The 17,494-nt window shown below is 44.0% G+C and carries 15 protein-coding genes; 13 read left to right on the top strand and 2 right to left on the bottom strand.

Annotated elements, in window-relative coordinates; translation table 11 throughout:
• The first annotated feature begins 97 nt into the window (after positions 1-97).
• The 3 genes from CGZ75_RS16115 (at position 98) to CGZ75_RS16105 (ending at position 2,969) form a co-directional block, all read left to right on the top strand.
• Positions 98-1,384, top strand: coding sequence for an RCC1 domain-containing protein (locus tag CGZ75_RS16115; RefSeq protein ID WP_176444885.1), 1,287 nt, complete (start codon positions 98-100; stop codon positions 1,382-1,384).
• Between the two features lie 318 nt (positions 1,385-1,702).
• The gene (locus CGZ75_RS16110) at positions 1,703-2,656 is read left to right on the top strand and encodes a hypothetical protein (RefSeq protein ID WP_089525288.1); all 954 of its coding nucleotides are present in this window, start codon (positions 1,703-1,705) and stop codon (positions 2,654-2,656) included.
• A 73-nt stretch (positions 2,657-2,729) separates the two neighbouring features.
• The gene (locus CGZ75_RS16105) at positions 2,730-2,969 is read left to right on the top strand and encodes an NHLP leader peptide family RiPP precursor (RefSeq protein ID WP_089525287.1); all 240 of its coding nucleotides are present in this window, start codon (positions 2,730-2,732) and stop codon (positions 2,967-2,969) included.
• Here the strand turns inward: CGZ75_RS16105 and CGZ75_RS16100 are convergent.
• Positions 2,958-4,838, bottom strand: a complete 1,881-nt coding sequence (locus CGZ75_RS16100) for a sensor histidine kinase (protein ID WP_176444884.1) — start codon at positions 4,836-4,838, stop codon at positions 2,958-2,960. The two genes, CGZ75_RS16105 and CGZ75_RS16100, sit on opposite strands and share 12 nt — an antisense overlap.
• A gap of 329 nt (positions 4,839-5,167) precedes the next feature.
• Here CGZ75_RS16100 and rlmH point away from each other — a divergent pair, with 329 nt between their 5' ends.
• Positions 5,168-5,647: a 23S rRNA (pseudouridine(1915)-N(3))-methyltransferase RlmH gene (rlmH, locus tag CGZ75_RS16095; RefSeq protein ID WP_089525285.1), complete on the top strand. Its 480-nt coding sequence runs from the start codon at positions 5,168-5,170 to the stop codon at positions 5,645-5,647.
• Between the two features lie 353 nt (positions 5,648-6,000).
• On the opposite strand, the gene CGZ75_RS16090 is transcribed toward rlmH, so the two are convergent.
• Positions 6,001-7,242 carry an ISL3 family transposase gene (locus CGZ75_RS16090; protein WP_089525284.1) on the bottom strand — a complete coding sequence of 414 codons (1,242 nt, stop codon included), beginning with the start codon at positions 7,240-7,242 and terminating at the stop codon, positions 6,001-6,003.
• A 191-nt stretch (positions 7,243-7,433) separates the two neighbouring features.
• Here CGZ75_RS16090 and CGZ75_RS16085 point away from each other — a divergent pair, with 191 nt between their 5' ends.
• The 9 genes from CGZ75_RS16085 (at position 7,434) to CGZ75_RS16040 (ending at position 17,442) form a co-directional block, all read left to right on the top strand.
• Complete coding sequence (locus CGZ75_RS16085; protein ID WP_141136798.1) at positions 7,434-7,625, top strand: hypothetical protein; 192 nt, start codon at positions 7,434-7,436, stop codon at positions 7,623-7,625.
• 438 nt (positions 7,626-8,063) lie between these two features.
• Positions 8,064-8,825, top strand: a complete 762-nt coding sequence (locus CGZ75_RS16080; RefSeq protein WP_217900073.1) for an abortive infection family protein — start codon at positions 8,064-8,066, stop codon at positions 8,823-8,825.
• A 301-nt stretch (positions 8,826-9,126) separates the two neighbouring features.
• Positions 9,127-9,786, top strand: a complete 660-nt coding sequence (locus CGZ75_RS16075; RefSeq protein WP_089525281.1) for a hypothetical protein — start codon at positions 9,127-9,129, stop codon at positions 9,784-9,786.
• Between the two features lie 123 nt (positions 9,787-9,909).
• Complete coding sequence (locus CGZ75_RS16070) at positions 9,910-11,061, top strand: IS4 family transposase (protein WP_089523815.1); 1,152 nt, start codon at positions 9,910-9,912, stop codon at positions 11,059-11,061.
• 73 nt (positions 11,062-11,134) lie between these two features.
• On the top strand, positions 11,135-12,277 hold the full coding sequence (locus CGZ75_RS16065; RefSeq protein WP_176444883.1) for a hypothetical protein: 1,143 nt from the start codon (positions 11,135-11,137) through the stop codon (positions 12,275-12,277).
• A 209-nt stretch (positions 12,278-12,486) separates the two neighbouring features.
• Positions 12,487-13,125 carry a hypothetical protein gene (locus CGZ75_RS16060; protein ID WP_089525279.1) on the top strand — a complete coding sequence of 213 codons (639 nt, stop codon included), beginning with the start codon at positions 12,487-12,489 and terminating at the stop codon, positions 13,123-13,125.
• 169 nt (positions 13,126-13,294) lie between these two features.
• Positions 13,295-15,136 (top strand): ATP-dependent nuclease, encoded by a 1,842-nt coding sequence (locus tag CGZ75_RS16055; protein ID WP_089525278.1) that lies wholly within the window; start codon positions 13,295-13,297, stop codon positions 15,134-15,136.
• Positions 15,137-15,609: 473 nt separating this feature from the next.
• Positions 15,610-16,860, top strand: a complete 1,251-nt coding sequence (locus CGZ75_RS16045; RefSeq protein WP_089525266.1) for an ISL3 family transposase — start codon at positions 15,610-15,612, stop codon at positions 16,858-16,860.
• Positions 16,861-16,980: 120 nt separating this feature from the next.
• On the top strand, positions 16,981-17,442 hold the full coding sequence (locus tag CGZ75_RS16040; protein WP_089525276.1) for a hypothetical protein: 462 nt from the start codon (positions 16,981-16,983) through the stop codon (positions 17,440-17,442).
• Positions 17,443-17,494 lie beyond the last annotated feature (52 nt).

Raw genomic sequence — 17,494 nt, 5'->3', positions numbered from 1 at the left:
GTATGATTTGGAGTTTTACGAGAGGGCGGCTAAAAGCTGGCCCTCTTTTTGTCGATATAGGCCTTTAGCCGTAGTTGCGGAAGATGCGAAAATTCTAATGAATTTTTTAGATGCAGCAATAATAGTCAAAAAGGAGAATCGAATTATTTTGAAGATTAGTCAATCCCAGCGTAGTAACATGCATAATATTATTATTGTAATAACTATGATTATAATTACATCTATGCTTAGCAGTTGTGGCCAGCAGTCAAATGTGTCAAACCAGAATAAAAAAACCAATCATGAGAGCGATATTACGGTTGTTGAAGCAGGAGGCTATCATTCGGTTGCTTTAAAAAAGGATGGCACCGTTTGGTCGTGGGGTCGGAATAATGTAGGTCAACTTGGCGATGGACTATCGATAGACAGATTTGAGCCAAGTAAAATTAACGGGCTAGAAAATATAATTGCATTGAGCGGTAAAGTAGATCATACGCTGGCTGTTACGAAAGAAGGACAAGTCTGGGCTTGGGGGTACAATCCAGATGGACGGATTGATGGTAGGGATGAAGTCCATCCTACCCCAGTACTCATTCAAGGTCTGGATGATATAGTTAGCGTAAGCGCTGGCGGATCGTTCTCGCTTGCACTTGATAAGCACGGGACTGTGTGGTCTTGGGGATCTAATTTATACGGTCAATTAGGTAATGGTAATGGTAATGGTAATGGAGAAGATAACCCACTGCCCCGGAAGATTATATCTATTCATGATATTGTTCAAATAGAAGCGGGTGGTGATTTTGCACTTGCATTATCTAAAGATGGAACTGTATGGGCATGGGGCAGGAACTCTTTCAATCAACTCGGCAATGGTAGCGATAAGGATGAAACTAAACCTATAAAAGTGCCAAACTTAAAGGTTATTAAAGTTAGTGCTGGTGACAACCATTCTATTGCTTTAGCAAAAGACGGCTTAGTGTGGTCATGGGGATACAATTCAAATGGTCAAATAGGAGATGGCACTGCAAATGTATACGCCGAGGATGGCTCTTTGCAGAGTAATCATAATAAAGGCAAGCCTATTAAAATAAAAGGATTAAAAGACATTCAAGCCGTTGAAGGTGGATTCAACCATTCAATTGCACTTGCGAAAGACGGAGGAGTCTGGACATGGGGCTGGAATGAGTACGGTCAGTTGGGGAATGGGACCAATAAAGATCAATTAACGCCGGTAAAATTGAATGGAATATCTGATATACACATATTAAATACTGGATACTATCATACAATCGCACTTGGAAGCAATGCACTCGCTTATAGTTGGGGTGACAATACATATGGACAAGTAGGAACGAGTGCTATCGATAGAATGATTATTGCTGATCCAATTAATATTAAGTTCTGAGAGGGATCGGGCGGAACAATTGACCTATACCTTTCATGAATATGAGATAAAAAAGATAAGAAATATACCAGTGAACTGTGACAATAATTATGGTCAGTTAAACAGAGCTCTGGGTTAGGACCAGAGCTGCGGCGGAGACTGCGGTTCTGGTTTTTTCTGCGGGGACTCACGTATTACATAAATTTTCTATGATGACTAACGTAACGCCATCGCAGATCCGATTTCAAATATCGAAAGCTCTAGATAACCAAAGGACCAGAATAAACGATCGAGAATAATGAACGCTTCTTTAAGAGCTGTGAAGGGGAGGTTATAGCTATGAAATGGAGCCTTGTGGATGCAAAACGCGAAGCAGGTGTGATTTTTGCTGAGGCGAGAGACGGAACGGCGCAGTGTCCGGAGCCTTTACGCGACATGCTGCAAAAGCTGATAGATCGTTGCGATCCGTCCGTCCGTGAAGGAGGGTCCAACTATATGACCTATCTTCTGCCTATTTGGGTTGGGGAAGAAGCGGGAATCCCGGCTTCTTTATCCCGCGATTTTGCCGTGGGCAGCGTGTATATGATGCTGCATTATTTCCTTTTGGACGATGTAATGGACGGTGAGGAGATGGACTTCGGGCCAAAAGCATCGCTGGCGGCAGGCCAGCTTCTGCACACGATGTTTGTCGAGCGGTATGGGCGTCATTTTAACGGAAGTGCGGGACTATGGAACTATTATTACTCCTACACAGAGCAATGGAGCACGGCGGTGTCGCAAGAGGGAATTCGGCAAGCAGAGCCCAGGAATGCAATAGGGCTGGCGCTCAAGTCTGCACCGGTCAAAATCGGCGCGGCTGCTGCCTGGCTGGCGGCGGGGAAGCCAGAGCGTATTCCCGTTGCGGAGCAGGCTGTTGAGCTGGCGCTCGCCTCGCTGCAGTTGGCGGACGACTGGGCTGACTGGCAGGAGGATCTGACCGCTGGCGAAGAGCGCAGCAATGCCTTTCTAACCTTGGCACGCCGGGCGCTCGATCTGCCGGAGGAGCAGCAGCTGACAGAGAAGCTCGTACGCCGGGCAATTTTTCATTATGATGCGTTGGATAAGTTGACGGTGCTGATCCATGATCATCGGTGCAGTCTGTCCGGGCTTGGCGAAGCGCCGCCGGGGTTGGTGGGCTTTCAGCAAGCGGTGCTGGAAGGCGTCGAGGCCGATGTTCAGTCGATACGACAAACGGCCAGCAATCTGGCCGCCCAAGGGGGATTCTCTCATTTTGTGTCGAATAGCCTAAAATAAATAGGGACTTTTGGTATAAAATATGCTAAGTTATAGGAATAATTACCCATATCTTACGAGAGGCTGTGATCGTATGTCTTCTTCCCAATCGTTGAAAGTTCAAATCATTCAAAAAGCATGGAAAGACGAGGCCTTCAAGCAACAGTTGCTAGCTAATCCAAAAACCGCAATCAAGGACGCCTTCGGCGTTGAGATTCCGGACGACATCCAACTGACGGCTGTAGCCGAATCGGACAAGAACCTTTACTTTGTTCTTCCGCCGAACCCGGAAGATGTGGCAAACGGCACGGGTAATGTTGAGCTAATGTGGTAGTTTTACCGTAGAAGGGGCAAGCTGGTCTACCAGGGGGAACCGAATCGTCACTTCGGTTCCCTTTCCTTTTTGACTCTGGAAAATAATGCTGCCGTTCATTACCTCGATAATACGCATCGTCACCATCGTTCCCAGTCCAGTGCCCTTGGATTTGGTAGAGAAATAGGGCACGCCGAGCTTGGACAACTGCTCCGAGTCCATGCCTTCACCGTTATCTTTAATCCGCAGAACCACTTCCCTGCCTTCGGCCCGGGCGGAAAGCTCAATCAGGCCCTCTTCTCTGAAAGCTTCCACGCTGTTTTTGATCAGATTAATGAGCGCTTGCTTTAGCTTGGAGGCGCTGCCCATAATCTCCATTTTCTCTTCCGAAACAATGACGAGCCTTCCTCCATGCATCGAGGCATGTGGGCCCATGATTAGATCGAGCTGCTCCAACAGTTCACGAATATCCAATCGCGAAATGGCTTCGAGCTCCGGCTTGGCGAAGGTGAGAAAGTCGGTGATGATTTCGGCGGCCCGGTCCAGCTCGTTGACTGCAATCGTGATGTAGCCCTGGCTTTGCTGATCGTCTTTTTTGGAAAGCAGCTGGAGAAAACCTCTTGTTACCTGCAGCGGATTGCGAACTTCATGCGCTACGGACGCCGCCAGATCGCTAATGATTTTGAGCTTCTCCGTCCGCTCCAGAGACAGGTTAAACAGCTCCAGCTGTTTGGAATAGGATAACAACGTTTTGTAGTCGTTCGAAATGCGCCGTGCGAGAATAATGACCAGCGACAAGATGAAAGCGACAAAGCCGAGCTTCCAAAGAAAAAGTACGTAGCCTTTGTCGTTGGCATAATAAAGAATCAAGTCCGTGGCACTGGTTCCTGCAAAAGCCAGCAGACCAAGCGACAGAACGCTTGCTTGGCTGTCGCCGCGGCGCCAATAGGAAACGGATAGGATAGAAATCCAAACCATCTGGACAAGCATGAGCACCCCGACTGCTACGACCGATACGATAGAGTAGAAAGGGTAGAGCCTATCTCCCACCAGGCTGTAGGCAAGGAACGAGAGCACGCCGAAGACGGAGTAATACGCCTGCCAGCGGGTAAAACGGTGAAAACGGGGCGATTTGCGTTCAAACGTCTCACTCACGAAGTAACCCAGCGCGGGGAACATCGTGAAGAGCGACAGCTCGAACATAGCCAGGAAAATAGGCCCTCCCGACGGATAGTACAGATATGGGAGCGGCGAATAGGACGCAATTAATAGGCCGGTGCTAAGAGCGATAATGCAAAGCGAAATCCAGAAATTACGCTGATGCTTGCTTAGAAAGATGGAGCAAACGGACATTAGCAGCGCCAAAAAGACAATCGAGGCGCCGAGCAACAGGCTGGGCAGCTCGGTGCGGATATAACTTTTATCCAGAGCGTCGAACTCTCCTAACTGAACGGGTGCTAAAAACCCGGCTCGCTCGCCGTTCGTCAGGATGAGCACATCCAGCTTGCTCTTTTCAGGAGAGGAGTCGACCGGCAGGAGCAGACGGGACAATTCGACCTGAAAGTCGCGCTTCGTTTCATAAAGCAGCTCGCCATCTTTGTAGACGTTTATATTGAGACCGTACATCCGGCCCGCGAGAATGCCAGGACGATGCCAGTCTTCCGTTGATGGAATTTGCAGCCGAATCCAAACGCCTTTGGCGCCCGGTGGCAGCTCTACCAACGTCTCGCCGGCATTGGCTTTTTTCCAATTGCCGCTGACTGGAGGTGCCGTTCCGGGCTCCTCAGCTGCACCGATCAGCATGACCTGCCAGCGATCAAGCGCAGTTGGAGGGGCGGACGCATAAATAATTGAAGGCCATGACAGCAAAAGTATTATAACTAGGGCCATAGAGGCTAAGACTCGTAAATTGGGAAGCGTTTTCATGTATTCCTCCGTCGATCATAATTCTCACTCGAATTATACCGCTTTCTGTAAACTTTGTACGCATAATTCGACAAATTTCGTGTCAAAAATTGTAGGGCTTTATGGGGAACGATTGGATGCAAAAAGAGAGGAAAAAGTTATGGCCTCGAAGGAAGAACTGGGGAACAGGATGGATCGTACGGCTGGTCCGACTAGGGAATAGAGCCCCATTAAGGTATGATAGCGACAGTGGATTTTAAATCGGATATGCCTGTCCTGTTATGCGGGGGCGAAGAGAGGTTGGATAAGGAATTATGTTCATACAGATTATCGGTGTCGGCAAGCTCAAGGAGAAATATCTGGTGCTGGGGATCGCTGAATACGCGAAGCGTCTGGCACCTTATTTGAAGTTCCAGGTAATCGAGGTTGCGGACGAAAAAGCGCCTGATACGCTTAGCGACGCTGAGGTGGGCATCGTTAAGGGCAAAGAAGGCGAGCGTATCCTGGCACAGATTAAGCCGGACGCACATGTCGTGGCGCTCAGTCTGGACGGCGCGCTGTGGAGCTCGGAGGATCTGGCCCGCGAGATGGATCGGCTCGGCACGTACGGCAGCAGTCATGTTGTGTTTGTCATCGGTGGCAGCCACGGGTTGAGCGACGACGTGCTGCGGCGGGCGCAGCAGAAGCTTTGCTTCGGGCGCATGACGCTGCCTCATCAGTTGATGAGGCTGGTGCTGGTGGAGCAGGTTTACCGGGCGGTGAAGATTAATCGGGGGGAACCCTACCATAAGTGACGGCGAAAAGTCGGGGTGTTGGATATGGCAGGGGAGTGAGTGTGACATAAGAATTTGCAGAGCCTCTGAGTTCTTATGTTTCAGGAGTTCGTAGTTCTTTTTGATTAGGTAATCACCCACTATTTTCCAAAATATGATATTATGAAGAATAGGCAATTGGTTTCGGATACAAGGCCATTACGAAGATATTAATGAAGTTCGTCAATACAAGAACGTTATGCTGAATTACTGTTAATAGTAAAGGAGACATGAAGAATGAAAGAAAACGATCGTGGAATTGCAATCTACCATGTAGTTAAAAGAAAAGAAGGGTTTGAGAAATCGGCTCTAACCCAAAATCAGTGGTTGACCGTTTATCCAAACAGCTTATGTCGATTGCATTCGATTAATATACCAGCTTTGTAACAATCACGATTACGAGTGAAGTAATGTCGTCGTTGGTAGGCTTTGATGCGATTATGACGACCTTCTACCGTCGCATTGGTCCAACGACAACGGTGGTAATTCACGATCTCTTCTTCCCAATTACGCATGGTTTTCAAGGCGCTTCGCACCGCCTCATGATCGATCTGAGTGCCTTGCTGACACCAACGATTAAAACCAATCTGAGCAAGGCTAACATTCGCTGAATAATCATACCAACGAGAGAAGGACTCTTTCCATTCCCAGACGCTACGCAAAAGCGAAGAGTAGCCAAGCAGCGTATGAAGCATACTGAGTTCTTGTTCAGGCAGTGTTTCCGCTTGTGGATTCAGTAGTCTGTGGTGTCGCTTTAGCATTTCTTTGGCTTTTGGAGTCAATAGGAGTTGTACCGATTTACGCACAGCTTGAACAGCTTCTATGACATAACCATGGACATGAAATCGGTCGGCAATACGAATAGCCTTGGGAAAGCATTCGTTTATCCACGTGTGATATCCCTTGGCTAAATCCATAACAACGGCTTTAGGTTGAAGGCCAAGGAACTCAGGGTGCTGGCGAGCATAAGCACGCAAGTCTTCTAGCTTGCGGCCAGCAAGCAGATCTAGCATAGTTTCGCCCCGTAAATTGTGAATGCCGGTATTGTAGGTATGCCCTTTCTTGATCGCAAAATCATCGATTCCCAGCACCAAACCCTCCATCTGCTTGGCTTCATTCCAAGCTTGTTGCACGAGTCGCTCACTCTCTGCGGGAATAGCGTCTTGATGCATCCGCTGTACCGTGCTGGCTGGAGTCTCTTGCATTTTTGCGCTATGCGCTGCCGTGGACCCAAGCGCTTGCTCCACCGTTTGATTACGAAAGAGTCGACTGTAGCGCTGTTTAGGACCCACAAAATAATAGGCCCACACGAAGCCGATTCGACAACGTGAACAGGACAACCGGAGTGCTGGCACATGTAAATAACTCTTTTTGCCGAATAAGGACAAATGCCTAATTTTACGAGGTGTATTTTTGCCTTCTCGTTTCACGAAATGTTCAGAATGGCAAATGGGACAAGGCTGCAATCGGGCTGTTGGATATGCTCGAAGGTGCACCTCGTTTTCACCTATGGATAGAATTTCATGGATCTCTAGTTCTGGTAATCCTAGCATTTCGTTGATATACTGGAGTGGCATCTGTTTATCCTCATTTGTTGTTGGGTAGGACTTACAACAATACAGGATTTACGGATGTTTTTCTATTTTCAACCTCGATTTACCTCGTCAACCGCTGATCTCGAGCTAGAGCCGAGAAATCGGCAGAAATTTTGTTTACTTTAGTTAAGAATGCTCAAGAAAAATACCCAAACAAGAACAGAATGATTTACATGGATATTGAGGGACATAAGAATAAAGATGGCGGCTTTGATCATGATTTGTTTGAATTGCAAAAAGACTTTATCCTTGGATTTTTAATGCAGTTTATATCAGAAGTAAGTATGCCATTGGGAAGATTTAAAAATGAAAATCAAAAAAATGATGTCCCAGATGGATTAAATATAGTGCCTGCAAAGGATTAATTGAAACAAGAATAACTACAGTGCATTCGAAAAGGGCATTAACTACGCGTAACACCCAATGCACTATCGGCCATAGAGTCCTCGGTCGGCAGCAGTTATTTAAGGATTCAACAAGGCATTTCTGAAGCAGTAAAGCATTAACAACCGAACACAGTCGCCCACCTACCCGCATCAGTTGATGCGGGTGTCACTGTTGGTGGAACAGTTTTCGAACGACTAGATTATTGGGGGATAATTCCAAAAGTGACGGCAAAAAAACTTGGTAAAAAAGTTCGTCTCGCCATATATTCGCCCTGTTCTTGATCTTTGTGATGAAGGATAATTAACATAAAGATATGGCTAATAGGCTAGAACGGGCTATATCGTGAAGTTCGTCAGTGTCAGAAACATTATTAAGACATCTCCGCAAATTAAAAAATGTCAAAGGATGTGATCGGCTTGAAGGCCACTTTAATACAAGTTGAGACACTAAAGAATATGTTAGTTTCAAAGGCAACTGGAGGCGTTGCTAATGAATTTGATTATAGAAATCTAAGAGAAGCATTACTTAAGAACCAACGAATAAACAAAAATCTACCGCGATTTTTACATACTTGCCGTACTGTATCTGAATTTTGGGGATACGTAAAGCAGAAATCAGACACTTATCAGGGTCGCCGTGATTATTTGAGAGATGAATTTGATGAAGTGCTAACCCTTTTAGAGAACGAGGGTGAAGTGCCAGCAGATAATATTATTACCGAGGCTCTATCAAACAAAGTAAATGCTCAGTATATTCAAGAGGCTTGGACAAAATCTCTTGAACGAAGAGAATCAGACCCGGAAGGCGCAATTACAATCGCACGTACGTTATTAGAAAGTGTTTGTAAATTTATTATGGATCAAGAAGGAATTAAATATGAGGATAAGTGGGAAATGTCTCAACTTTATAAGGGAGTGCAATCGGTATTGAACTTATCGCCCGATAACCATACCGAAGACATATTTAAACAAATATTAGGTGGGTGCTCTTCTGTTGTTAATGGATTAGGTTCATTGCGAAATAAGCATAGCGATGCACATGGTAGAAGTCATAAAGCACCAAAACCGTCGAAGCGACATGCGCAATTAGCTGTTAATCTTGCAGGAGCCATGGCTGACTTTTTATTTTCTTCATGGGAAGAGAAATCTAAAGTAATGGATTATGAACAAGGGCTTTGAATAAATTTCGAAGTGGAGCGGGGACATCACATAACATCCCGATCATGCATTGGGCCATCCGGCCCTCGATCTTCTGAAGTAATTGCAAGGAAGGCGGAGCTGCGGACAACTCCCTACGGGAGTAATTAAATCTATTGAGGGAATCAGAGAACTTGGATACGGGGTCAGTGCTTTATCTGAAGGGGATGGAATTACATTTTCCAGAGATAATTATTGTTCAGAACAAGCATTGGAAGATTTCGCAAACTCATTTAGTTGGATAGAAATAGAGTAGTGTGAATTATCAGAATTGAATGATAAAATGAAAGAATTATTAGTAGGTCGAAAATTAGATTGTAATATCCTAGTACCAATCAGAAGTCTCCAAATTGAAAATTCTTTTCAAATAGGAGATTACAAGTTTTGGTCTCCTAGAGACTTAGAAAGCCCGTGGGTTGATTATTTTGGTGGTTACCAACTACATGGTGAAGAATACATCGAGGACCGGGATGAAGAAATAAGAAACGAAATAGACCTACTTCGTTATCCACAAATTGAGTTAACAATTGAAGTAAATGAGACAGAACTTTTTGGGTTGGATAAAGATTTAAGATCAGAAATGAAACTACTTCGGATTGCAAGTGAACAAGCAGATCCAGCTTTGGACTTATTAAGGATTACTCATTGTAGTTATAGTAGAATTGAATATCTACCAGATAGAGCCGGCCAGCTTGCTGATGGTTTTACAGCAGCTTATATCATTCCTGAACAGCAAGAATATAAAGAAAAATTGTTGATCCATATCGTTTATCCTATGAGAACAACTAATAACTGGTTGGGGCTAGAGGCAGAATATATATCTGATCCATTTATTGAATGGCTGGCAGGGATACTTAAAGGCGAAGTTAGTAACGAGATTGAACAATCGATTCGAAGTACAGTTATTTCATTAAGCCAGGCTTTTTATACAATTTATCACTAGCGTTGCATAAATAATTTCCGAATGTTCAAAATCTTCAGTTTCCCTATTTCGACACAAAAAAAGATCCTTTACAATGGGTATGGGAGGTAGTTCCTGTCCATAATCCACTGAAAGGATCAGCGCATGGATAAGGATACCCTATTTTCTTCATTTGGTAAATGGGTTGCACCCATTTTTTCAACAACGTTTTTAGATCAACTTGCTCAGAATCACGCAGATGCCTACGTCAAGAAGCTTACGGTTCCGGCCTATTTGAAACTATTCTTGCATGCCCAGCTTCAACAGCGCGAAGGACTCCGGAGCATTGCAGATGATGTCCTGAGCAAAGACTTTCAGCAAGAACTGGGTTTTGAGTCCATCTCGTTTAGCCAGCTATGCCGCAAGAACAACCAGGTGAATCCTGCCTTGCTCGAAAATCTGTTTGAGCAGCTAGCCAGGAAGGTCCTACGTAGCGAAGGCGCCACGGCTGCAGATCGTAAAACCGTCCAGGTGATCGACTCGACCACCATTTCCCTGTGCCTGCAGAGATACAAATGGGCCGAATTCCGTCAAACCAAAGCGGGCATTAAGATTCATCTACGTCTGGCGTTTATGGGGAAAGAGAGCGTTCTGCCTGAGCGTGCGACAATTACGACGGCGAAGAAAAACGACCGTACACAGATGGACGCCCTTATCGACGAGGAAGGCGCCACGTATCTATTCGATCGCGGTTATGTGGATTACAAGGCGTTCGATGATTACACGGAGCGCGGCATCCACTTCGTCACCCGGCTGAAAAACAACGCTGTCATTGAACCCCTAGAATCCTTCCCCATCCCGATGGAAAGCAGGGTGACGATGGATGAACGCGTACGGATCGGATCGGCGTCCAAGCGGGCTAAGCGGGAGTACCGCATGATTGAAACGGCGGATTCGGAAGGAAATCTGCTCATCCTAGTGACCAACCGCTTCGAACTGACGTGCGACGAGATTTCGGATATGTACCGGAGCCGCTGGGCAATTGAAACGTTCTTCAAGTGGATGAAGCAGCATCTTCGAATCAAACGGTTTTACGGCACCAGCGAACGGGCCGTGCAAAACCAGGTCTGGATGGCGCTCATTGCCTACTGCCTGCTCGTGCTGGTGAAAAAAAAGACGCAGACGCCGCATTCGCTGCTGATGCTAAGCCGCTGGCTCCGGGTACTGTTGTGGAAGCCGGCAGAGCAATGGTTAAGGCGGATTCATCGGCCACCGAGCCGCAAGTCGGCAGGACGCCGAAGGTTGAATTCAACCTGAGCAAAAGGGCCTGAGGCCTGTTGGTATTCACGTAGCAGAATATACATAAACTACCAAATGGACAGGACTACCTTTGAGAGGAGTTCGACCTTTTGGTTTTGTTGACATCGATAGTGTGTTTGAATATTCAATTTATTTTATTGTGAAGGTTTATGCAACGCTAGTGACAATTTATGATGAAGCAAGGTTTTTGTCTTTAATATTTGCACTTGATGGTCTTTGTTCACCTGATTCTAACTGGAAAGGATGGACCCATAGAAGCTACATTGCTTCCATTGCATCTGGAGGCAATGTTAATTCATATGAGCGGGACTTAACAGGGGGCGGGTACGTAATGCCTTTTACATATCAAGTCAAGATTGACTTTCATAGAGATTGGGCAAGATTACTGAAACATAATATTGAGTCACAAGGATATAAAGTCAGACAAGGGACATCGGACGAAAATATAAGCTTACAATACTTCAATTTACAACGTCGTTTGGTTATACCTGTCCCGAGAGAACTGTTATTCTCTAATAACTTTGCTTGTCCGGTTCAGCTTCAAGCTGGTCTGGATTCTGTCGTAGAGAAAATAGCCAAAGGCGAGTCTATAAAATCTAATTTAAGTAAAAAAATCGTGAATCTAGAATATAACGATGATTTATTGAATGATTGGGGAGTTCACCACCTACATTTGGGGACTTCTTTAGACAATGAAGGATTTGTCGAGCGTACAGGCCCTTTGCTCTTGGCAAGGTTCGATAACGCTAGAGCATATTTAATTAATGTATTGCCTCACGGCAGTTGGACTAAGAAAGAAATAATTACTACGGTTCATGAAAATTGGCCAGAATCAATAGCACAGTTCAGAATGAAAATAGATAGGCTAGACAAAGAGATTACAGACGAGGTCCGAAAAAGCTTGAGAAGGTTACATGTTAATACGGTACTAGAAATGAGGGATGGAGTCATCTATGGTCCTTTAGGGGGAGGCTATACAACTTCAGGATTGAATGCGGAAGTTCTTCGAGTAAGCGATTTTTGTTTTAATCAACTTAGTCTTTATGAGATTTGGATAAAGGAAAACATATCAATTTTGAGAAAAGAGTTAACAAATCTGAATGCTAATTTTGGGACAGTATTAATCTTTTCACTTGAAGTTATAGACAATATAGCCTACGCGCTTGAAATTTTCTCAAAAGTTCGTTTTAAATTAGGGCCAGTGTTACCGTAATAAAATTGATTTATGATTTCATATCTGTACCCATTAACCAATCGCATCGCGGCTGCTCACGCGCCGACAGGGAGCTCTCATTTGGCCGCTGATCTATTCGCACCAACTGATGCATGTGCACTGCTAGAGCAGATGTATCGGGCGATTAGATTAATCGGGGGAACAGCACCATAAGTGACGGCAAAAATATTCAGTAGGAGGATGCGAAAATGATCTTCGACAGGGATGATTTTCTTTCGAGTATAGAGACCTATAAACATCAATTCCGTAATTTCATTGAACAAGAGAAGAAGAATCTTAGTTTTCTACAGAATAGGTTTGAACAGATGGGGATTGTCAACTCCCTAAGCAAGCTAACTACTACGGATTATTTCGAGTTCGAAGGAGACGAAACAGTTGCGAAGAATGAAATCATCCACTCTCTTCATAGTGGACTAATGATTACGACTTGTGGCAGGTTTGAGTACCACCTTATCCTGGTTTGCGAGGTGGTGCAAAGGGCTTTAGAAATAGGGGTCAGCCATAAGGATGTGCATGGGAGCGGGATTAGAAATGTCGCCAACTATTTTGATGCACTTTTTAAATTGAAACTAAGCAAGAGTTCTGAGTATAAAAGGGTAATTGAATGGTTAGAAGTGAGGAATTTACTAACACATCATTATGGAACTGCGGAGACAGATAAGCAGTTTGAAAAAATATTTGCCGTGGATATGAGTTTTGATCATGATTCAAATATGATTTTTGTGAGTATGAACGATTGCCACAGGCTCCTTAAGGACTTTGAAATTTTTTCATTGTTTCTGTTTGCACAGTTGGAGTCAGTTGCTGATGAATCAGAAGAGCTTTAAGAAAGGTCTGAGTTTCTTGTTGAAGGCGATTGATGTCAGTGACGTGTTCTTGGCGGTAGGAACGCGTTTTGCTGGGCTTGTATATAGTTCTGTTTATATGTGGAACAACACTTCCAATGGTGCTATAATCCTATTAAATAAGTAAAATTTAACCATTGGAGTGATGCGGATGCCACCTAAGAAGAAGGCTCAAGAGGTTACTGAAGACCTATTTTCATGGTTTGAAGCAAGTCGTCCAAAGCTTAGAAGAATGATTATTAAGAACTATCGTTGTATAGGCAGTAGCCCTGTAGCAATAGATTTGGACGAAATCGTAGTTTTAGTCGGCTCAAACAATGCTGGCAAAAGCTCAATATTGAAAGCATATGAAGTAGTTATGAGCCATGGTTCTAATAAGGCACGACTCACTGAAGCTGATTTTCCAAATGGTATTGTTGACTCTGATAATCTTCCGGAAATTGAACTACATACTATTGTTAACGGGGATACCTCACCCGCAACTCGATGGGTTCAAAAAAACAATGAAAACGAGGAAGCACTGGTCAGAGAGCGCTGGATTTGGAGTTCTCCCAACACAGACCCTAAGCGTCAAGGCTTTGATGTTGAAAAAAATGAATGGGATAATCAAGTCCCTTGGGGAGCACCTAATGTTGCAAAGGAAAATAGACCCCAACCACACATGGTAGAAGCTTTTGCTCATCCTCTGGAGCAAGAGAAACAAATAGTTGAACTACTGACTGCTATTGTTAAAGAGCGTGTTAAAGCAATACAGCAAGCTTCTACTGACGACGGGGAGGAAACAGAGTATGCTAGACTCCTTAATCAACTTTCCGGTATTCGGAAAAAAATACTGGATGAGTCCAAGTCGGAGATAGAATCAATTGAAACAGAACTATCCGTAGCCATTTCGAGTATATTTCCAGGGTATGTAGTGAAATTTGATTCCAAAGCGGATGACAACATTGAAAACGATCTTTCTTTATTTAAAACATCGTCCAAATTACTAATGGGCCCTGAGCTTGGTTATCAAAGTGCTATTGATAAACAAGGGAGTGGGGCTAGGAGAACATTATTGTGGTCTGCTCTTAGACTAATAGCTCAGGCTGAGACTGCTAAGAAATCAAAATCATCCCGTCCGCATGTTCTTTTATTAGACGAACCTGAATTGTGCCTTCATCCTAATGCCGTTAGAGAGGCCTGTAAAGTATTATATGATCTTCCTGCCAAAAGTGACTGGCAAGTGATGGTTACTACGCATTCCCCAGCATTTATTGATGTATCAAGAGATAACACAACTATCGTCAGAGTGGAGAGGGCTGACAATGGCGAGATTTTAGGCACAACCGTTTTTCGTCCAGAAAAGGTAAAGCTTGATGACAACGACCGCGAACATCTTAAGCTGTTAAACATGTTTGATCCGCATGTGGCTGAATTTTTCTTTGGCGGACATTCAATTATTGTTGAAGGTGACACTGAATATACAGCCTTTAAGTACATAATTTCAAAAAGGCCTGATCTTTACAAGAACGTGCATATTATAAGGGCACGAGGCAAGGCTACAATTGTATCACTTTGTAAGATATTAAATCATTTTGGCTCAGGTTATTCGGTGTTGCATGACAGTGACTTTCCTCGAACTAAGGATGGTAAAAGGAGAAACTCAGCGTGGGCACAGAATAATAATATTGTAGGAGTGGTTAATGAAGCTGTAGCTCCAAGTAAAGTAAGAGTAGTTGCTTCATTACCGAATTTTGAAGGGGCATATTTTGGACAGGTTATTAAATCAGGCAAACCGTATAACGCATTAATACAATTAAAGAAGAACGAGGAGTTATTCTCGGTTGTGGAAAGTCTTTTATCCAGTTTGTTAGATTTTACGAAAGATGTGCCAGCAGGCGGGATTTGTTGGAATGAAGAAGACCAGTTGCTTCCAGTAGTTTCAACACTAGCTGAAACGGCTGTGTTTTATACAGGCGAGGATGACGAAGATGACGAGGATGGAACGGAATAAATTCACTTGAATGGACTGATTTTGTGAGAGATCCTAGGGGAAGATTTGGAAATAATGTTCTTCGCTCGTATCAATTGCAACTGAAAGATTATTTAAAGCAAATATTTAATATTGATGCTATTCAGGAAGAATGGTCTTCAATGAGGGATGAGTATAGCCTCTCGATATATTCTCCAAGGTTAGATGTAGCAGTGGGTCCATTCGCAACTCATGAGCGCTTGGGATATGTATATGATGAGATGTTAAGAATCCCCCAAGTTGAAGAGTTTGTGAGGAAGCTGGTTGAATATAATCGAACCAACTTAGAGAGATATGGAGACGGCTTTGTTGTACCTGGACATTATGAAGATATTCTGTATATGAATCATAATGCAAGATGTTTTGCTTCCTCGCTACAGTGAATGGCAGATGTCTGTTCACTAGAGAAGTTGAGCATACTGCCTATTAAGACTATTAATAGGGTGGTATATACGATGTGGACCTCATTCAGCCATAACGAAAATCTAATTTCAGACATGTTCAACGTTGCGTTAGCCCTTGAAGAACCATGGAAATTAACTCATATTGAGTACGATGAACAAGATGAAGCTTGGTCTTTATTTATCGACTTTGAACGTGGAGCTCTGTTTCCATGTCCGAATTGCGGAACCGCATGTAAGGCTTACGATACAGAGAAAAAAATGTGGCGTCATCTCGACTTCTGGAACTGGAAAACCTATTTGCATGCCAGAGTTCCAAGAACGGACTGCAAGAACTGTAATAAGGTAACGCTAGTACCCGTGAAATGGTCACGTCCCAAATCGCATTTCACCTTGCAATTTGACGCATGGGCCATGCGATTAATGGCTGAAATGCCGGTGAATGCAGCAGCTCGTGAATTACGAGAGCATGACACCCGGATGTGGCGGATCTTCCATCACTACGTCGACCAAGCTATGGCTGAGGTGGATCTAACTTCAGTCAGCCGAATAGCGATCGATGAAACTTCATCACGCCGCGGTCACCGCTACATTACGTTGTTTGTGGATGTGGATACCAAGACGGTGCTGTTCGCTACAGAAGGAAAAGGGAAAGATACCCTTGCGCGTTTCAACCAACATCTGCATGATAAAGGCGCAGAAACCGCACAAATACAGGAGATCTGCTGCGATATGTCTGTCGCATTTATTCGAGGAATTGAGGAGCAATTCCCCACAGCAGAAATAACCTTTGATAAGTTTCACGTCATGAAAATGGTGAATGAAGCCGTTGATGACGTGCGCAAGGCCGAACAAAAAGAAAACCCAGAACTAAAGCGAACGAAATATTTATGGTTGAAAAATGAAACCAACCTAAAAGCAGAACAGAAAGAACAACTGAACAATCTGACTAGAAGTAACTTGAAAACCGGCCGAGCCTACCGCTTGAAGTTGGCTTTGCAGGATCTATGGACGACGCCGCATCTACTCGCTGACGTCTATTTACGCGCATGGTTAGGTTGGGCGAGACGTTCCCAGTTGGAACCCATGATCGATCTTGCTAATACGGTGAAAAACCATGAAGAAGGCATTCTTCGTTGGTTTCACAGCAAGATGACAAACGGTCTACTCGAAGGCATTAATGGCCTTGTGCAAGCTGCCAAACGAAAAGCCCGGGGGTACAGAAACGTTCATAATCTGATTGCTATGGTTTATATGACCGCGAACAAACTTCGGCTTCCAGCGCTTGGAGCACGCAGGGTCTAAATCCTTTTTACCCTCTCCCATTTATACCCTGTTTTAAAGAAACTCTTACGAATTTGCATGGCTATTACACTATTTTTTCGAGCATTGCCCATCCAATAGAGCGAAGAGCCGATAACTTTTATGTTCGATTGGACTGAAAAATATAAATCAACAAATAAAGAGTTGAGAGAAATAAGTCATCCTCGATTTCATTTGAAAAAGGCTGCATTCGAATCGCCTTTAGCAATGACTGAATTAGCACGATTTATTTCTTCTGCAAGTGCGCTTCTCGAAGACAATGTGATGAATTCTTATTCTGCGAAAGATAAAACTGTTCGAGAGCTCTTATTTAATGATGTAGCACCGCATTTTGAAAATGTAAAGATTGTTTATTATGAAGATGAAATCAGTGTTGTTAATATGCAATTTTTGAAGGAAGATTCAAAAACAATGTTTCATAGTACGAGCACTGGAATTATTCAGGTCATCTATGATTTATATAGAACTAATGATAGGAGCATCTGGACATCTGGTAAGGAACGAGAACTTACTTGGTACTCTGTAAAAGTTAACGAGTTATATAGAGCGCACTTAAGATCATAACCGAACAAGCAGACGATCGATGGTTTCCATCGGATTCTTATTAATTCGATTC

The organism is Paenibacillus herberti, assembly GCF_002233675.1.
Lineage (GTDB): Bacteria > Bacillota > Bacilli > Paenibacillales > Paenibacillaceae > Paenibacillus_O > Paenibacillus_O herberti.
The sequence above is the reverse complement of the archived record's forward strand: the minus strand, read 5'-3'. Positions and strand labels throughout refer to the sequence as shown.

Excerpts from the sequence above, each read along its gene's own strand:
- CGZ75_RS16115 (WP_176444885.1), top strand. The coding sequence starts at position 98 with ATGAATTTTTTAGATGCAGCAATAATAGTCAAAAAGGAGAATCGAATT.
- CGZ75_RS16110 (WP_089525288.1), top strand. The coding sequence starts at position 1,703 with ATGAAATGGAGCCTTGTGGATGCAAAACGCGAAGCAGGTGTGATTTTT.
- CGZ75_RS16105 (WP_089525287.1), top strand. The coding sequence starts at position 2,730 with ATGTCTTCTTCCCAATCGTTGAAAGTTCAAATCATTCAAAAAGCATGG.
- CGZ75_RS16100 (WP_176444884.1), bottom strand. The coding sequence starts at position 4,838 with ATGGCCCTAGTTATAATACTTTTGCTGTCATGGCCTTCAATTATTTAT.
- rlmH (WP_089525285.1), top strand. The coding sequence starts at position 5,168 with ATGTTCATACAGATTATCGGTGTCGGCAAGCTCAAGGAGAAATATCTG.
- CGZ75_RS16090 (WP_089525284.1), bottom strand. The coding sequence starts at position 7,242 with ATGCCACTCCAGTATATCAACGAAATGCTAGGATTACCAGAACTAGAG.
- CGZ75_RS16085 (WP_141136798.1), top strand. The coding sequence starts at position 7,434 with ATGGATATTGAGGGACATAAGAATAAAGATGGCGGCTTTGATCATGAT.
- CGZ75_RS16075 (WP_089525281.1), top strand. The coding sequence starts at position 9,127 with ATGAAAGAATTATTAGTAGGTCGAAAATTAGATTGTAATATCCTAGTA.
- CGZ75_RS16070 (WP_089523815.1), top strand. The coding sequence starts at position 9,910 with ATGGATAAGGATACCCTATTTTCTTCATTTGGTAAATGGGTTGCACCC.
- CGZ75_RS16060 (WP_089525279.1), top strand. The coding sequence starts at position 12,487 with ATGATCTTCGACAGGGATGATTTTCTTTCGAGTATAGAGACCTATAAA.
- CGZ75_RS16055 (WP_089525278.1), top strand. The coding sequence starts at position 13,295 with ATGCCACCTAAGAAGAAGGCTCAAGAGGTTACTGAAGACCTATTTTCA.
- CGZ75_RS16045 (WP_089525266.1), top strand. The coding sequence starts at position 15,610 with ATGTGGACCTCATTCAGCCATAACGAAAATCTAATTTCAGACATGTTC.
- CGZ75_RS16040 (WP_089525276.1), top strand. The coding sequence starts at position 16,981 with ATGTTCGATTGGACTGAAAAATATAAATCAACAAATAAAGAGTTGAGA.